The organism is Bacillus smithii (genome assembly GCF_001050115.1).
Lineage (GTDB): Bacteria > Bacillota > Bacilli > Bacillales > DSM-4216 > Bacillus_O > Bacillus_O smithii.
In genome coordinates, this window is sequence record NZ_CP012024.1 from 387,409 (window position 1) to 404,909 (window position 17,501).

The following is a 17,501-nucleotide window of genomic DNA, read 5'->3' on the forward strand; positions in this document are numbered from 1 at the left end:
GATGTTCACACAATTCCGGTAATAAGTTAGCGAGATTGATACTCAATCTAGAGTAGCTCCTTCGTCAGCTTGCAGACCACTAAGTGGGTAGAATGGAAGAGGTCAAGCGCTTTCCTTGACGGCTTCCATTCTAGCCACTACAATGCGGAAAGCTGATGAAGGGCATGGTTAAGCAACCTGATTTTTATAAGTTTTACCTGTACATTCCAAAAATACACGTAGTCGAAATCTTTCAAGGTTTCTGAAGCCAAAAGCACGTCTTTTGATGTTCTTAATCTTATGGTTTGTACCTTCAATCCGGCCATTCGTAAAAGGGGTAAGAAAATATTGTAAAATTTGTGCCTTCCAATTTTCTATCGTCTTGGCAACTTGATGAAATGAAGGAAATGGGCTGCTCCATGCGAGTTGAATCCATTCTTCTAAGAGTGAATCAGCTGTATCATAGTCATTCACTTGGTATATTTCTCTAAAGAGTTCTTTTAGAAAATAGGCATATGACAATTCTGAATGCTCTTTGAGCATCTCATCTAATTGTTGTTTTTCATTAGCCGTTAACTTTTCAGAACCTTTCAAGAGTTTAAACCGTCCCTTTTTTAGTCCAGGAGTTTTCTTTCTAACTTGGTCAAGTGCATGTGTCACCTTTTGCACCACATGATATTTATCAATGACGATACAGGCCTCTGGGAATATAGATTTAACAGCTTTATGGAAGGGATCCCACATATCCATAACAACGGTATGAACGCATTTATCAGACAGAATCTTCTTGGCAAGTAAGATCTGAGTTGAACGATAACTCCGTTGATGTTCCATACCAAGCACACTCCCGGATTGGGTATCCATAAGAACTGTTTCATATCGGTGACCCTTTCGGACAGCGATCTCATCAAGGCTAAGGATTAATTCATTGTTTTCTAAAACACTTTCAAGAGTTTCTACATGCTCCTTCTCTTTTTCTTTAGCAACGGAATAAAATATTCTTTCAACAGTTGTATAAGGTATTTTTTCCTTTCGACTCACTTCTTGGATAGTAGAGCCAATGCACATTTCGTACAGATATTCTCTGTACCGATTGGTCTGATGCTTATTAGGACTGATAGATTCAAATGTTTGTGAAAATACCTCATTACAGTTGTGACAACGGTATCTATACACTCTGACAAATAAGAAAAGGGGCTTACCTAATACGGACAAGTCACGAACCTTTCTTGTCCGCCAGTCATGGACATGACTAGAAAAAAAACCGCAGTAAGAACAGCGTTCTTCTGTAGTATTTTCTCAACATGTAACAAATTGCAATCTTCAAGAAACACTTGTTTAACAACTTCAAATTGCAAATCTAGTGATACGGAAAACACTTTAGAACCTCCTGTTATGTTAAGTGACGCTAACATTACTGCCAGGAATTCGTGAGTGTTTTCCCTATTTTTGGGTTAAATCACAAAATGTGGTGATGAATCAAAAATGATAATCGCTTTAAAGTTCGTGCAGCCTGTTTGCTTTACGTCCATCAGTCAGAGATGAACAAACGATTCCTTTTTTAGCTAGTGCCTGCATTTGAGATGAAGCGGCGAGAGAGTGTGATCTTCAATTCAATGCTGTAAGATAAACTGAAAAAAGGATGAGAGGAACATTAATATTCCCTTTCATCCTTTTTTCATTTTCGCCTTTTCTTTTTATTTTTGAGGGTCTTTTTGAAATGTATTTGTTTGGAAGTGTACATTGATGATAACGTCTATCCGATTTTCATTCATTGCCCCGAAAATTTTACATATCGCCTGTCGCCAAGCAAAAAGATTGGTTGGGGGATCACTGTTTGAATACTAGATTGTTTTAATCTTCGTTCGAAATATGCAAGATTTCGAACAATTTAAAGAGCAAGCTTAGTAGAACGGCCACGACTGTAGCCAATGCCATGCCTTTTATCGAGAAAGATCCCCATGTAAAAGTCGTTCCGCTGATCCCGATCACAAGCACGACCGCTGTCAAGATCATATTGATCGGTTTGGAATAATCGATTTGCGATTCGACCAGCATTCTCAATCCAGAAACGGCTATTACTCCAAACAATAGCAAGGAAATACCGCCCATAACGGGTGTAGGGATGGACGAAATCAAGGCAGCCAGTTTTCCGAAAAAGGACAGGAGAATGGACAGAACGGCAGCTCCCCCGATCACCCAAGTCGAGTACACTTTCGTCAGTGCCAATACACCAATGTTTTCCCCATAAGTAGTATTAGGCGTGGATCCTACAAAGCCTGATAAAGTGGTGGAGATTCCGTTTCCGAGAATAGAACGGGCAAGACCGGGGTCTTTCAATAAGTCTTTCCCCACAATATTTTGCGTGACCACAAGGTGTCCAATATGTTCAGCGACAACTACTAGAGCGGCTGGAACGATGATGGCGATGCTTGCCCAATCCCATGATGGAGCATAAAAATCAGGGATCGCAAACCATTTCGCTTCTTTGATCGGTTGAAAATCGACCATTCCAAGGGATAAGGCGCTGATATAGCCAACCGTGATTCCGATCAGAATAGGGATGATTTTCAAAAAGCCGCGGAGCACTACGTTTCCAAGAATCGTCACTCCTAACGTCAAAAGAGAAACGAAAATGGTTTTTCCGTCCGGCGACCAATGAGCGGGTGGATGGCTTAAAGGTTTAATCAACCCCGCCATGTCAGCCGCGGTAGGAACCAGTTCTAAACCGATAACCGTAATAATGGCTCCCATCGCTGCCGGCGGAAAGACGACATCGATCCACTTTGTTCCGGCCAGATGAATGATAAGGCTGATCAGAATAAAAATAATTCCTACTGCTATAAAGCCACCCAGTGCTTCATGATAGCTCTTTTCTCCCAAAACAACAAATACGGGTGAAATAAAAGCAAAGCTGGAACCTAGAAAAGCCGGTATCTTGCCTTTCGTAATGAATAAATAAAGTAAAGTGCCGATTCCGTTCATCAGCAAAATGGTGGCCGGGTTGACATGAAACAAAATAGGCACCAACACAGTTGAGCCGAACATCGCAAATAGATGCTGCAGACTCAACGGAACTAGAGCTGCAAAAGACGGCCGCTCATCTACATCAAATGTTTTCATCGATTGATTAAGCTCCTTTTGTATAAAAATTATGAAGATAAATTTCTTGTACTATTATACGACAAAATTCGAACAATTCCTTGTCCAAATGTGAAAGAAGTCGATTTCCTTTATGTGCCACTGACAAAACTTCTTATGAATCTCCAAAGTTAGTGAAAGGCTTTTAGACGGCTTTGTTGAATATCCTTATTTAGAAGGAAAAACGGGAGGGAACAATGTGGAGCAGGCATATTTTAGTTCGAAAGTAGCAAAAAGCTTAGGGATCGGGGCGAGCACACTTCGCAAATACGCTTTGGCTCTTGAAGAGAATGGCTATCATTTTGAGCGAGGCATCAACCATTCACGTGTCTTTTATCCGAAAGATGTGGCAGTCATTCAGCGGATCATTGAAGCGATCACAAAAAATAACGTTTCCTTTGAAAAAGCGATTCAAATGGCGGCCGAACAAAGCCGGGAGCAACAAGAAAATCAAGCGATTGAGTCTCCAAAACAGGAAATTCATGTTCAAAGTCAAGATGTTTATGAACGTTTGCAGCAGTTGGAAGAAGGACAAAATCGACTCATCGAGATTAATCGTGAGCTGATTTGTAAATTAGAACAGCAACAATTGTGGATCAAGCAAAAAATGGAAGAAATCAAAATTGAAGAACGAGACCGTCATTTAATTCAGAGCTTAGGGACAACGCAGGTAAATAAATCAAAAAAATGGGTTCGCCCTTTTGAAAGTTTAGCCACCGTGTTGTTTGGAGAAAAAAAGAAACGCAAGCGAAATAAAACAGGGCTTTCGATTAGCTGAGGATGCAAGTCATTAATCGACATGGACAAATGTTAAAGACATTTCAAGGGAAAAAGCTGGAATGAAATTTACAAAAATACTGGGATTCTCCAGTGAACGTGGTTAAATAAGAAAACCCGCCGAGGTTGATATTATCCCTCTTGTGTAGACAGTTGGAAAAAAACCCATACTGTTTTGCATAGGAGGGATTTGTTTTGGCAAAAAGGGACCAAAATTCATAAACTATTCAGTTGAGTTCAAACTATTCGCTGTAAATAAGTATTTTGAAAGGGAAATGGAATACAAGGCTTGTTTCAGAAAGTGTATGGGTGACGGCAACCCACCAGAATTGGATGTTTTTCATTTGTCAAAGTTAAGATTTTACTGTGATCGTGAAAGTGACGAGATTTCTGCGGAAAAGCGAGTCGGGCGAGACCCTACTGCGGGGGACAAATAAGAGGCTTCGGGACCGCCCGCGGAAAGCAATGCCCGATATCAATCTTTACATGAATAAAGGGATGCACCGGGAGCGATTATGAATCGTCGGACAGCCTCGGATTTGTGATGGTATTGAAAAAATAGTTTTGATAGGAGATTTTGATGATTTAATAAGCTGTATGGGGTGGCAGCAGAATGGCATGGATCATGCTGTTTCGTCAAAGTGGGTGCCATTCTTTTAAAAATAATTAACCATATTTTAACGGAAAATTAATAATATTTTAATATAATATTTTTTTGTCTGGCTGCCGTTTTTTATAGAAACGTCTTGGGACTGGATTACAACTATTTACAGCCATATTCGAAAAGGGGCAACTTGACATTTTTTCCATGCAAAGCACCAAGTTCATACCATATTTTGTAGAAAATTGGATGAACTGAATAGGAGAATTACATATTGAGAAAATAAAAATAATAAAAAAATCAATGAAGAAACAGAAAATCAAAGGGAAAATTTGTATAAATATGTAGATTATTAGATGTTTTTTTCCTATAATAAGTAAATGGAGGGAATCTTTTTCATAGCAAGAGAACTGCAAAAAGATTCGTCAAAAAAAGTCGTGCCAGGAAGGAAAACGGTTTAAATGTCCATTTTTTTTGCAGAAAATTATGAAGACATGTCGATAAAACAAATGGCCAGTCACGACCTATTGACAAGGCTCCGCAACCGAAATGCTTTCATGGAAGATTTGAATAGATGGATCGATTGCAACGGTGGGATGTTTGCTGTTTTTTGCTTCGATTTGGATAGCTTTCAAAAAATGAATGATGCACTAGGTCACAGGATCGGAGATAAAGTGTTGGAAAAAATAGCCGAACGGTTGCAAGAAGTCATCGGGAAACATGGGACGGTCTATAGGGTCGGCGGAGACGAATTTGTTGCTCTAGTGAAATACGGAGAAAAAAGGGAACCGTATGTTCAATTAGCGCAGCAAATAATGGAAGTGATTGGCAGAAAAATGGAAGTGGAAGAATACGAACTTTTTATCACTACCAGCATTGGATTAAGTTTTTATCCTAACGATGGTGAAGATCCTGACACATTGTTTCAAGTCGCAGAAGTGGCTTTATCCCGGGCAAAAGAGTTCGGTAAAAATAATTGCCAAATCTATGTTTCGTCTATGAAAAGATCGACGTTTAAAATGTATCATCTAGAAAAAGAGCTGCGCAAAGCTTTAAAAAACGATGGCTTATCGATCGAATATCAGCCGCGTATAGAAGCCAACACGAATCAAATTGTTGGTGCAGAAGCTCTTTTGCGTTGGCACCATCCTGAATGGGGGACCGTGCTGCCATCGGAGTTCATTCCGTTGGCGGAAGAAGGAGGATTAATTAACGAGATCGGCGACTGGGTGATAAGGAAAGTATGCGAACAAATCCATGAATGGCAAAGCCAAAACATTGAAGTTCCAACGATCTCTATTAATATATCAGCAAAACGGTTTTTGAAAAAAGGTTTATATGAAACGATCCTGCAAGCAACGACGGACCACCAAATCGAACCTTCGCAGCTGGAAATGGAAATAACGGAGTTGTCTTTACTTCTTTTGAATGACCTGGTATTGGAACAATGGAGAAAAATACAAAACTTAGGAGTGCGGATTGCTTTAGATGACTTTGGCACAGGGTATTCTTCCATTAATAGCTTAAGAAAATATCCGATTGATACATTAAAAATCGACCGTTCTTTTATCCAATATTTAGAGGAGAACGTTATTGATCAAGCCATTATAAAAGCGTTGATCGAGATGGCGCATGCAATGGGAACGCGCATCGTGGCAGAAGGAGTAGAGACAAAATCGCAGTTGCAGTTTTTGCAGCAATGCCGTTGTGATGAAATTCAAGGATTTTTATTTAGTAAGTCGCTGCCCGGCAAGGAGATTGGACAGTTATTTATCCAAAAAATGGTTATTCCGCAAGAAATGATTTCTAGTGAAAAAAGGAAAAACATTCAATCCAATCCATCGAATTCTTTTGTTTGTTACTTGTCAGCCAATAAAACAAACAACGGACAATGAATAATAGATGTCTTGTCGACGATCAGGGTTTATAGAGGATGGCTCGTTCATAAGCGTAGTTCGTGAAAGAATGGGTTGTCATAGAGTGAGAGATTGGACGAGCCTAATTTTCAACTTTAAGGCGGAGATCATTTCCTTGGCTGTTCATCGAGAGACATAGAAAAACATAGTAGTGAAAAAAGGAAAAAATATCGAATCCATGAAAGCATAGGGCTTGCTCAAAAGGGAGTCAACCTATAATGAGCCGGCTTTTTTTGCTTTTTAAAGGATCAATTGGACGAAAAAAGATCTTTTCTTCGAAAGGGGAAAAGTACAGACTTTTTACGCATAGATTGTCGATTTGCCTTTCTCATTCTGTTTTATGCTTAGTTAAGGTTCATAATGCAGAGAAAATTCTTGTAAATCAGTCAAAAACAAACTATGATAGACACGTATTGACAAACATTTTAAGTTGAAAGGATGGAGGGATATGACAAAAGAACAGCAAATGTTTTTATCGATTTTAAAAGCAGCTTATGAAGAAGGATATAAAAAAGATAGCAATTTGGAAAATATTTTAAACTTGATCAAAACACAGATGGTGAAATTAGAATCGAACAACTCTTAAATGAAACAGGGTATTTACATAGAAAAATAGAGTGCAAAAAAGAGACCGGTTTGGAAGAAAAGGAACCGGTCTCTTTTTAATCTAAAAAAGTTGGAAAAGATTCCATTCTTTTCAGTTGCGGGAAGAAAGCAGCCGAGCGATCTATTGGCAAGGCAGCAGATGGAACACGATATTTGTCCGTTTTGGATTGCAAAAGTAAGCAGATGGCTTCCGAATCTGGGCATGATGAAAGCCGCCTTTTCGGAAGAAATGGGAGGGAGAAAGTTTCCTATAAAAATAGACATCCGTTTCTGCTGTGAAAGCACAACTAAATGAGTTTTCTTGCAAGTGGATCTTGATAGTTGGAGTATTTTGGCGTATAATTTTTAAATATTATTATAGTATAAATTTTCAGAATTGAAATCACAAGTAAAACGAGGAGAAGTGGAATGGAGAGAGTCTTTAATTTTTCTGCAGGTCCGTCGATGTTGCCGTTGCCCGTTTTGGAAAAAGTCCAAAAAGAATTGCTCAATTATCGTGGAACTGGGATGTCTGTAATGGAACTCAGTCATCGATCCAGTGCATTTGAAGAAATTATTCAGGAAGCAGAAGTTTTGCTGCGTGAATTAATGAGCATTCCTGACAATTACAAAGTGTTATTTTTGCAAGGGGGCGCTTCTTTGCAGTTTGCGATGATCCCCATGAATTTGCTTGTGAAAAATAAAAAAGCGGATTTTGTACATACAGGATCATGGTCGAAAAAAGCCATGGCGGAAGCAAAAAAATTCGGCGAAGTTCGTGTTGTCGCCTCTTCAGAAGATAAGAAATTCAGTTATATTCCATCCTTGGATCCGGCTATGTTTTCCGAGGATGCAGATTATGTCCATATTACGACGAATAATACCATTGAAGGAACTTGTTATTTCTCAGTTCCGGATACGGGAAGCATCCCTCTCGTTGCGGATATGTCTTCCAATATTCTTGCACAGGAATATGATGTGTCAAAATTTGGTCTGATCTATGCGGGAGCACAAAAAAACATTGGCCCTGCCGGTTTGACCGTCGTCATAATACGGGAAGATCTCATTGGAAACGCACCTGAGAATTGCCCCGTCATGTTAAACTATCAGACCCACAGTGATAAAGGTTCGTTGTATAATACGCCGCCGACGTTCAGCATTTATGTGGCAAAACTTGTTTTTGAATGGTTGAAAGAACTGGGCGGGGTATCCGTGATGGAAAAAATCAATCGAGAAAAAGCCCAGCTGCTTTACGAATTCTTGGATCAATCCGAGCTATTCCATTCCCCTGTGGAAAAAGAAAGTCGCTCATTAATGAATATTCCTTTTACACTGCCTTCTGAAGAATTGAACGCTCAATTTATTAAAGAGGCAAAAGAGCAAGGATTGGAAACATTAAAAGGCCACCGTACCGTCGGAGGAATGCGTGCAAGCATATATAATGCAATGCCGATTGAGGGAGTAAAAAAGCTGGTGGAATTTATGAAAAGCTTTGAGGCAAAAACAGCTAGGAGGAATAGAAGCAATGTACACAATTAAAACTTACAACAGCATTGCCGAAAGTGGTTTAAATATTTTGCGCCAAGAAAATTTTACGATTAACAATGATGCCGACCAACCGGACGGCATTATATTGCGTAGCTATAATTTGCATAATGTTGATATTCCGAGGAGTGTAAAAGCCATTGCGCGTGCAGGTGCGGGGGTGAACAACATTCCGGTGCAAGCTTGTTCAGAAAGAGGAATTGTGGTTTTCAATACGCCTGGAGCCAATGCAAATGCTGTGAAAGAACTGGTATTGGCTGTATTGCTTGCTTCCTCACGGAACTTATTTGATGGCGTGGAATGGGCGAAAACGCTTCGGGGGCAAGGTGATCAAGTTCCTTCCTTGGTGGAAGCAGGTAAAAAAGAGTTTGTCGGAACAGAGATTAAAGGGAAAAAATTAGGGATTATTGGCTTGGGTGCCATAGGGGCCCTGGTGGCTAACGATGCCCTCGAACTCGATATGGAAGTCATTGGATTTGATCCGTTTATTTCCGTCGATACGGCTTGGAACTTGTCGAGAAACGTCCAAAGGGCTATGAACATTGAACAAATTTTTTCCGCATGTGACTATATTACCGTTCATGTGCCGCTTACGGATCAAACGAGAGAAATGTTCAATCGAGAAGCATTTAGCCAAATGAAGCCAGGGGTACGGATTTTGAATTTTTCTCGTGGAGAACTAGTAAACGAACATGATTTGAATGAGGCGATTGAAAAAGGGATTGTGGCTAAGTATATAACGGATTTTCCAAATGACCGCATATTGGACATGAAGAACGTCATTGCAGTCCCGCATCTCGGAGCTTCCACGAAAGAATCGGAAGAAAATTGCGCCATCATGGCCGCCAAACAGTTAAAGGATTATTTAGAAACAGGGAATATTAAAAATTCTGTTAACTTCGCCAATGTAGAGCTCCCTTATGTCGGCAGAAAAAGGATTACGGTGATCCACCAAAATATTCCAAATATGGTGGGACAGATGACTTCCATTTTAGCAGAAAGCCATCTCAACATTGCCGATATGCTGAATCGAAGCAAAGGCGAGTGGGCTTATACGTTGATTGATATTGACAATAAAGTGAATGGCGATGTGCTGCCAAGTGTAGAAGCAAGAATAAAAGAAATCAAGGGAGTTGTGGCTGTTCGGTCCATTTGATCTGCCAGTTTAAAAGATTTTAGAAAATAGAAAATAACCTAAAGGCGACGTCACGATCGATGGATAGGGAGTTTCAGGCTTAAACTGTTATTCTAGTATTCTTTCTTTTAATCTTTCGAGGTTTATTAGCAAAAAAGTTCACGGAACATATGGATTCCGTGAACTTTTTTGTATGTGCGCCCGGCATGTACATGAACTATAGGGTGTAAGTCCCGAACCCCGAAGACAGAAGTAGAGGTTAGCCAAGAGCAAGGGTGTCCGTGGTGACGCGGAATCTGAAGGAAGCTGGAGGCAAAACACCGGTCCGAGGAACACGAACCTCATATAAGGCTAGGTATGATTGAGTGAGTTTGCATAACAAAACAAAGCTCTTTCTGTCGAAGGTCATATCGAGTAAATGAGGCGGATAGATGGTGTGAAAGTGCATGTACTTACCCGGGGAGGTCTGGCGGATATGTGAAGTACTCTTCATAACCTACTTAGTGATAAGTAGCTGAACCGTCAGAAGTCAGCAGAGGTCATAGTATTAGTTGGTCTAGAACAACTAAGAAGGACCGAACAATTAAGAGAGAATAGCCCTTGGTATTCAGTGAGTCATGATGAACACAGAAAACGTAGTACCTCACTTGAGGGAGGAAGCGGTGAATCCCGTGGGAGACCTCTTGGAGGGTGGAGTGACCACTGGCATAAAGAGAACAGCTATTCACGGAAGGAAGAATAACAATGCTTTTGAATCAAATCCTGTCACGGGAGAATATGCTTTTAGCTTTACAAAGAGTAGAAAAGAACAAAGGTAGCCATGGAGTAGATATGATGCCCGTACAAAACCTCCGTCAGCACATAGTCGAAAACTGGATATCCATTAAAGAGGCAATTCTCAAGGGTACCTATGAACCAATGCCTGTTCGAAGAGTCGAAATCCCGAAACCTGATGGCGGTGTTCGGTTACTAGGTATTCCAACCGTAACAGACCGTTTGATTCAACAAGCAATTGCCCAAGTATTATCGAGGATATATGACCCTATGTTCTCCGAACATAGTTATGGGTTTCGTTCAAATCGAAGTGCTCATGACGCAGTTAGGAAAGCAAAAGGCTATATCAGAGATGGTTATAGATGGGTAGTAGACATGGATTTAGAAAAGTTCTTCGATCGAGTGAATCATGACAGGCTGATGAGTACATTAGCCAAGACTATTAAAGAAAAGCCACTATTGAAGCTAATCCGCAAATATCTACAAGCTGGTGTCATGATTAATGGTGTGGTATCTAGGACAGAAGAAGGGACGCCGCAAGGTGGCCCCCTAAGCCCTTTACTTTCGAATATTGTACTAGATGAACTAGACAAAGAATTAGAGAAAAGAGGGCATAAATTTGTTCGTTATGCCGATGACTGTAATATTTACGTGAAGTCAAAACGGGCTGGTGAAAGAACCATGGCTAGTGTCAAACGATTTATTGAGGGAAAACTTCGTCTAAAAGTCAACGAGAAGAAATCTGCGGTTGACCGACCATGGAAACGAAAGTTTCTAGGATTTAGTTTTACACCTTCAAAAGAGCCAAAAGTTCGGATTGCCAAGCAAAGTCTAAAACGAATGAAGAAAAAGGTGCGAGAAATCACGTCAAGAAAAATACCATACCCAATGGAATATCGGATTAAGAAACTTAACCAATATCTACTTGGATGGTGTGGATATTTTGCATTAGCAGACACAAAGAGTATCTTTGAAGATTTGGATGGCTGGATTCGACGAAGACTCCGGATGTGTTTATGGAAAAACTGGAAAACCTCAAAGACCAGGATACGCAACCTCATAAAACTAGGAGTTCCTGAATGGAAAGCTTATGAATGGGGGAACAGTCGTAAAGGTTATTGGCGAATCTCAAAAAGTCCCATATTACACAGAACCCTTGGAAACTCCTATTGGAGTAACCAAGGGCTTAAAAGTCTACAGAAACGTTATGAATTCTTGCGTCATTTATCTTGATTGAACCGCCGTATACGGAACCGTACGTACGGTGGTGTGAGAGGACGGGAGTTAATCGCTCCCTCCTACTCGATTTACTGATCAAAATAAAGGAGAATGCCTTCGCACTCACATAATATGGATACTATTTTTCTTTCCATTTGAGCCAGTCATAGGATTCCAAGATGGACAGGAACGTGACTAAGCGTTCCAAAACGGGGGAGGCTTTGTCCCCCAGCTTTGTTTCTACGACATTCGCAAGCTCTAAAACTGTGCTTTTCCCGTCTATATGTCGGATGACAAAGAACCCTAAGTCATCCAATTGGATTTTTCTTTCTGACGGCTGCTTTAAAAATCGGACGGAAAATCGTTCGATCAGATTAGTACGTGGAACGATTAAACTCTGATTTTCATGGTCGATCTTTAGATTGTCTTTCAGTACCGGCACCATTTCCAAGAGATTTTTCTTCCGCCGGATCATTTTTTAGCCAGCCCTTTTTTGCTGGTAGAAGCCATGTATAACATCACGCATATGATGATAAATAAAAGAAGAGGCAGCCATTGGTTTTCGGTTGCTACATTTTCAGGAACCGGCACCTTCAGCCAAATTAAAATTGCGATGATCACGCCGACGAGAGATTCTCCCGCAATCAGACCGGATGCAAAAAGAACTCCTTTTTCGCTGCGTTTTTCTTTTTCTTCTTTCGATTTTGAAAGTACTTCTACAAGCCAGCGGACGATTCCTCCTGCCATAATCGGAACGCTTGTGTGAACCGGCAAATAAATACCAACGGCGACGACAAGGGAATTCAATCCTAAAAATTCAATCACGATTGAAATGGAAGCACCGATTAATATCAGTTCCCAAGGCAAGTTTCCACCCATAATTCCTTCTACTAATATTTTCATCAACATAGCTTTTGGAGCAGGCAGAGCAGCTGACCCCATCGTATAGGCTTTATGCAGCATCACAAGGATGAAGCCCATTACAAGACCGGAAGCCAAGACACCGATCATCATGGCAACTTGTTGTTTCCACGGTGTTCCTCCGACAAGATAACCGGTTTTTAAATCTTGGGAAATATCACCTGCTACGGCCAGTGCCGTACAAACAATGGCAGCGACAGTAAGGGCTGCAACCATTCCTTCTTTTCCGTGATAACCTGTCAGTTTAAAAATAAGCGTGACGATGAGCAGTGTGGCGATCGTCATCCCAGAAACCGGAGAAGAAGAACTTCCAACGATTCCGACTATTCTGGAAGCGACAGTTACAAATAAGAAGCCAAAAACGGCGATAGCCAGCGCTCCGAGAATTCCTACCTTTACAAACGGGTCAAGAGCAATGATAACGATGAGAACCAGTGCACCTAAAATTACGTATTTCATCGGCATGTCCCGATCGGTTCTGTCTAAGGACGCTTGGCTATTCGATCCATTGGAAAGATTTTTAAATGTGGCAGCCGCGGTTTGATATAATGTCGGGATTGATTTGGCCAATGTAATAATCCCGCCGGCTGCAACCGCACCTGCACCAATATAGCGGATGTAGTTGTCCCAAATTCCCCACGCATCCAAATGTTTAATCGGTTCTGTCGATGGGAAAATGGCATGGGTGCTATCTGCACCGAAAAATCCGATGAGAGGAATGATGACAATCCAAGCAAGCAATCCTCCCGCCAACATTTGACCGGATATACGAGGACCAATAATATAGCCAACACCGAGCAGAGCTGGATAAACATCCGCTCCCACTACCGCATTTTTAAATTTATATATGCCGGTTTCAATTTCTGTTTTAAACAGCTTAAAGCCGTCTCCCAAAGCTTTCATCAAACCGCCGATCAAAAGACCGGACGCAACCATGATGGCATTCGATCCGCCTTTTTCACCTGTGATTAACACTTCGGCACAGGCTGTTCCTTCAGGATAAGGCAATGTTTCGTGTTCTTTGACAATTAACATACGGCGCAGTGGAACCATCATAAAAACGCCTAAAAAGCCCCCTGTCAGAACAATGAAAATCAGCATGGACTGACTGATGGGGATATCCCATAAAAAGAGTGCCGGAATGGTGAAAACGGCGCCCGCCCCAAGCGCTTCACCGGCAGTTGTCATGGTTTGCACGATATTATTCTCTAAAATAGAATCTTTTCTGAAAATTCCGCGCAAAATTCCCATGGAAATGACAGCTGCAGGGATGGAAGCTGATACTGTCAAACCAACTTTTAAACCTAGATAAGCGTTCGCGGCTCCGAATAAAATGGATAAAACAATTCCTAATATAATCGCTGTGACAGTAAGCTCAGGCAGCGACTTTGACGCCGGAACGTAGGGGACGAATTTTTTTCCGTTTTTTTCAGACATAGACAAACCCCCTGAATATTAAATTTTGTTAAAAAATTAAAACGGATTTTAACCTAAAACGGATATAATTATACTCTTTTTTCTTCTTTCAATCAAGACAAGCGTCTCGACATGATCATTTCCATTCATAACAGGAAAGTCGGCCGTCAACATGTTATATAGAAAAATAGATTTCTTTCATTCTATATAACATGTTTTGACTTGGCCAACCATTCATCATTATTTTAGGAAAGTACACCTAACATAAAATACAGGAGCATATCTTTTTTGCGTACGTTCTGAATCGCTTTTTTATCTGTATCAGAGAATTTAAACGGTGTAATAAAAGGAGAGTTGACTTTCTGAATATCCTGTGGATGTGGAAGGACCGCTTCTCCTTGTTTTACACCTCGAATGATTTCTTGTTTTTGTCCGACATGAATTCCCTTCGTTATTTCACGTTTTTCTACGATTCCTTCTCGGTTGAGAACAAGTACGTAGTTTTTCTTATGATCTTGAAAAACGCTGGATGATGGCACCATTAACGTACTTAAAGATTCTTTCGTTATGATGGTAATGTTTGCTTTTGAACCGGGTAGAAGAGGTTCGTTTGAATCTTTTACATTGAACAATTGGGCTTTAAAAGGATAATAGCTATTTTTATGTACAGAAGGTTCATTTTCCGGATAAGAGTCTACTTTTATGATTTTTCCTGTATATTGTTTTTTCTTTGTATCAACAGAAACTTTGACTTTTAATCCTTCTGTTACCTTTTTGCGCTGCTTTTCGTTCAATACCCCTTGAACGGCTGGTTTCAAGGAGCGGATCGTTACGATTGGGTTGTTTAATCGATCGTCGATTTTTTCTACATAGCCTGCATAAGGACTTTTTACAGTAAGTTGTTGTTTTCTTTGATCAAGTTCGCGGAGAAGAGTATCATACTTTTTCACTTCTTCTTGTAATTTGCCGATTTCCGCTTGCTGTTCTAATATTTGACTTTTAACTGTTACCTCAGCAGCGCTTGGCGTTTGATCAGAGCTTTTTAGAGAAGATTGTATGTTTTGTAACTTTTGCACTTCCTCCGTGACCAGATCTATTTCTCTTTGTGCCTGCTCTTTTTCTGCCAGCCATTTTGCTCGTTCTTCTTCTATTTCAGCCGGCGAATATTGAAAGAGTTCCGTCCCGGGAGAAACTTTATCCCCTTTTTCTACTAAAAACTTGCTGAATTGCCCCATGGAAGGATCGAAATAGACCGGATATTCCTCTTGTGATGTAATAACGCCCGATGTATGGAATGTTTCAGCCAGATTGCCGATTTTGACCCGCGCCCATTTGTCTATCCACTGCGTTTTCTCGATTTTGCTATCTTTTTTAAAAATCAAGTAAAGATTGCCTGCTATTAAACAAGCACACAAAACGGCGATGATCATATTTCTCGTTGTTTTTCGCACGATTCTGCCCTCCTATCTTAAATAAGTTTTTCGATATGTATGGAAGTGAAGAAAGCGGTAAAGGCCCAAAAGACAATAGATAATCCTGCGATCACAGCCGCAATATAAAGCGGTTTATGATCCGTCATTCTTTTTAAGAATCGATATTGCAGGACTAATGTCCAAATTTGGAAAAGAGAGATGCTTCCAAAAAAGCGAATAAGGATCGAATGATCGGTCAAATAGCGAATCGCCGTTCCTAATGCGAAAGGAGAATAGTACCATTTCAATCCGTATAGAAACTCAAATGGCAAAAGAATAACCCTTTCTCCTATCAGAATGGTTAGAACAAAAAGCTGCAAGACAAGTGCTTTGCGGAAGTCTACTTCCATTAAGCCCCAAAATAACAATGACGGAACGACTAACACTAACAAAACAAAGAGGATGCCCCAAAACACGCTTCCTAAAACAAAAAAGACTTTTCTTGCAGCCAATTCATTTGCGGTCCAATCCGCTAATCGATGCGAAAGGTCTTCACTTCCAATGCCAAGGCAGCTGCTTACAGCCGATAGAATGACGCTAATCACCAGCAAGATGATGATTCGACTGCTTAACCCTCGGATGGTTTCAGCTTGTTCCAGCTCATAAAGCACATTCCGAGTCTTAAAAACTCCCTTCCAAAGCTTTACTTGATACATAGTTGCAACATCCTCCATAACAGGTTATAAATAACAGCAATTATTTATTATATAGAAACGGCAAGACACATACCAGACGAATATACCATAATCTCTGTGTGTGACTGCCTCCTCTTTCTACTATTATAACCAATTATTCTATCATGTTAAGAAAATGAAACATTTACGTAATAAAAAGATAATGAACTGTAAAATCACTAGTAGTTTAGTCATGATAGAATGATACTCGTTAATAGAAAAGGAGGTTATGGTGTGAAGAAAGCAATTGCCGCTCTCTTTACTGCAGTAGTATGTTTCAGCTTTGCTCATTCCTCGAATGCGGCAAGCACGACATATACTGTCAAAAAGGGAGATACATTATGGAAGATTGCCAATGCTTATAAAACGACTGTCGATAATATAAAAAAATGGAACCATCTAACATCTAACAACATTACAGTAGGAACGAAATTAATCATTCAATCTAGTTCGACCGCAACAGCCAAGAATACGTCTACAACATCCGCCGTAAACTCTACTGCGGGAAAGAAAGTGATCGTCGTTAAGGCCACTGCTTATACAGCATCTTGCAAAGGATGTTCCGGCGTTACAGCGTTGGGAATCAACTTGAAAAAAAATCCGAACGCGAAAGTGATTGCAGTGGATCCTAAAGTTATTCCGCTCGGTTCAAAAGTATATGTGGAAGGATACGGCCAAGCAATCGCAGCCGATAAAGGATCTGCTATTAAAGGAAATAGGATCGACGTGTTTGTTCCATCCCTTCAAAGTGCACGTAATTGGGGAGTAAGGACAACGAAGGTGACGATCTTACAATAAATTTTCTCCGTTTATCTTGATCGTGTTAGCTCATTTCGTGTGAAATCTTGGCTTCTCACGAAATGAGCTAAATTGTTGGGCGAACTCCTGCCCACGGGAGTGAACGCAGCAGAGAAAACCTATTAAAAATCGAATTTCAAACGTCTGGAAGCAACAAAATTCCAGACGTTTTTATGTGCGCCCGGCATGTACATGAACTATAGGGTGTAAGTCCCGAACCCCGAAGACAGAAGTAGAGGTTAGCCAAGAGCAAGGGTGTCCGTGGTGACGCGGAATCTGAAGGAAGCTGGAGGCAAAACACCGGTCCGAGGAACACGAACCTCATATAAGGCTAGGTATGATTGAGTGAGTTTGCATAACAAAACAAAGCTCTTTCTGTCGAAGGTCATATCGAGTAAATGAGGCGGATAGATGGTGTGAAAGTGCATGTACTTACCCGGGGAGGTCTGGCGGATATGTGAAGTACTCTTCATAACCTACTTAGTGATAAGTAGCTGAACCGTCAGAAGTCAGCAGAGGTCATAGTATTAGTTGGTCTAGAACAACTAA

General features: G+C 40.6%; 12 protein-coding genes and 1 pseudogene. 7 read left to right on the plus strand and 6 right to left on the minus strand.

All coding sequences use genetic code 11. From position 1 onward, the window contains the following. Positions 1 to 168: 168 nt before the first annotated feature. Positions 169 to 1,358, minus strand: a pseudogene (locus BSM4216_RS01895) (ISL3 family transposase). 475 nt (positions 1,359 to 1,833) lie between these two features. Then, the gene (uraA, locus tag BSM4216_RS01900) at positions 1,834 to 3,102 is read right to left on the minus strand and encodes a uracil permease (RefSeq protein ID WP_004439556.1); all 1,269 of its coding nucleotides are present in this window, start codon (positions 3,100 to 3,102) and stop codon (positions 1,834 to 1,836) included. A gap of 217 nt (positions 3,103 to 3,319) precedes the next feature. Here uraA and BSM4216_RS01905 point away from each other — a divergent pair, with 217 nt between their 5' ends. From BSM4216_RS01905 to ltrA, 6 genes are all read left to right on the plus strand, one after another. Continuing rightward, positions 3,320 to 3,898, plus strand: a complete 579-nt coding sequence (locus BSM4216_RS01905; protein WP_048622531.1) for a hypothetical protein — start codon at positions 3,320 to 3,322, stop codon at positions 3,896 to 3,898. A gap of 1,061 nt (positions 3,899 to 4,959) precedes the next feature. Beyond that, complete coding sequence (locus BSM4216_RS01910) at positions 4,960 to 6,393, plus strand: putative bifunctional diguanylate cyclase/phosphodiesterase (protein ID WP_048622532.1); 1,434 nt, start codon at positions 4,960 to 4,962, stop codon at positions 6,391 to 6,393. Positions 6,394 to 6,862: 469 nt separating this feature from the next. Continuing rightward, positions 6,863 to 7,000: a hypothetical protein gene (locus BSM4216_RS16620; RefSeq protein WP_004439564.1), complete on the plus strand. Its 138-nt coding sequence runs from the start codon at positions 6,863 to 6,865 to the stop codon at positions 6,998 to 7,000. 428 nt (positions 7,001 to 7,428) lie between these two features. Beyond that, entirely contained in the window at positions 7,429 to 8,538 is a 1,110-nt protein-coding gene (serC, locus tag BSM4216_RS01925; RefSeq protein ID WP_048622534.1) for a 3-phosphoserine/phosphohydroxythreonine transaminase, read from the plus strand. Then, positions 8,525 to 9,700 carry a phosphoglycerate dehydrogenase gene (locus BSM4216_RS01930; protein ID WP_048622535.1) on the plus strand — a complete coding sequence of 392 codons (1,176 nt, stop codon included), beginning with the start codon at positions 8,525 to 8,527 and terminating at the stop codon, positions 9,698 to 9,700. Before serC ends, BSM4216_RS01930 begins: the two co-directional genes overlap by 14 nt. 723 nt (positions 9,701 to 10,423) lie before the next feature. Next, positions 10,424 to 11,686 carry a group II intron reverse transcriptase/maturase gene (gene ltrA / locus BSM4216_RS01935; protein WP_003354109.1) on the plus strand — a complete coding sequence of 421 codons (1,263 nt, stop codon included), beginning with the start codon at positions 10,424 to 10,426 and terminating at the stop codon, positions 11,684 to 11,686. 124 nt (positions 11,687 to 11,810) lie between these two features. Here the strand turns inward: ltrA and BSM4216_RS01940 are convergent, their stop codons facing one another. The 4 genes from BSM4216_RS01940 to BSM4216_RS01955 form a co-directional block, all read right to left on the minus strand. Continuing rightward, positions 11,811 to 12,116, minus strand: a complete 306-nt coding sequence (locus tag BSM4216_RS01940) for a PqqD family peptide modification chaperone (protein ID WP_244878059.1) — start codon at positions 12,114 to 12,116, stop codon at positions 11,811 to 11,813. A 26-nt stretch (positions 12,117 to 12,142) separates the two neighbouring features. Beyond that, positions 12,143 to 14,029, minus strand: coding sequence for an OPT family oligopeptide transporter (locus BSM4216_RS01945; RefSeq protein WP_048622537.1), 1,887 nt, complete (start codon positions 14,027 to 14,029; stop codon positions 12,143 to 12,145). A 224-nt stretch (positions 14,030 to 14,253) separates the two neighbouring features. Next, a complete protein-coding gene (locus BSM4216_RS01950; protein WP_048622538.1) occupies positions 14,254 to 15,459 on the minus strand; it encodes an efflux RND transporter periplasmic adaptor subunit in 1,206 nt (401 codons plus the stop codon). A 17-nt stretch (positions 15,460 to 15,476) separates the two neighbouring features. Then, positions 15,477 to 16,136 carry a hypothetical protein gene (locus BSM4216_RS01955; RefSeq protein WP_004439591.1) on the minus strand — a complete coding sequence of 220 codons (660 nt, stop codon included), beginning with the start codon at positions 16,134 to 16,136 and terminating at the stop codon, positions 15,477 to 15,479. 252 nt (positions 16,137 to 16,388) lie between these two features. On the opposite strand from BSM4216_RS01955, the gene BSM4216_RS01960 reads away from it, so the two are divergent. Further along, positions 16,389 to 16,952, plus strand: coding sequence for a 3D domain-containing protein (locus BSM4216_RS01960; RefSeq protein ID WP_048622539.1), 564 nt, complete (start codon positions 16,389 to 16,391; stop codon positions 16,950 to 16,952). Positions 16,953 to 17,501 lie beyond the last annotated feature (549 nt).

What these genes read in the sequence shown, in the direction of transcription:
- uraA (WP_004439556.1), bottom strand. Translation starts at nt 3,102, where the DNA reads ATGAAAACATTTGATGTAGATGAGCGGCCGTCTTTTGCAGCTCTAGTT.
- BSM4216_RS01910 (WP_048622532.1), top strand. Translation starts at nt 4,960, where the DNA reads ATGTCCATTTTTTTTGCAGAAAATTATGAAGACATGTCGATAAAACAA.
- BSM4216_RS16620 (WP_004439564.1), top strand. Translation starts at nt 6,863, where the DNA reads ATGACAAAAGAACAGCAAATGTTTTTATCGATTTTAAAAGCAGCTTAT.
- serC (WP_048622534.1), top strand. Translation starts at nt 7,429, where the DNA reads ATGGAGAGAGTCTTTAATTTTTCTGCAGGTCCGTCGATGTTGCCGTTG.
- BSM4216_RS01930 (WP_048622535.1), top strand. Translation starts at nt 8,525, where the DNA reads ATGTACACAATTAAAACTTACAACAGCATTGCCGAAAGTGGTTTAAAT.
- ltrA (WP_003354109.1), top strand. Translation starts at nt 10,424, where the DNA reads ATGCTTTTGAATCAAATCCTGTCACGGGAGAATATGCTTTTAGCTTTA.
- BSM4216_RS01940 (WP_244878059.1), bottom strand. Translation starts at nt 12,116, where the DNA reads ATGGTGCCGGTACTGAAAGACAATCTAAAGATCGACCATGAAAATCAG.
- BSM4216_RS01945 (WP_048622537.1), bottom strand. Translation starts at nt 14,029, where the DNA reads ATGTCTGAAAAAAACGGAAAAAAATTCGTCCCCTACGTTCCGGCGTCA.
- BSM4216_RS01955 (WP_004439591.1), bottom strand. Translation starts at nt 16,136, where the DNA reads ATGTATCAAGTAAAGCTTTGGAAGGGAGTTTTTAAGACTCGGAATGTG.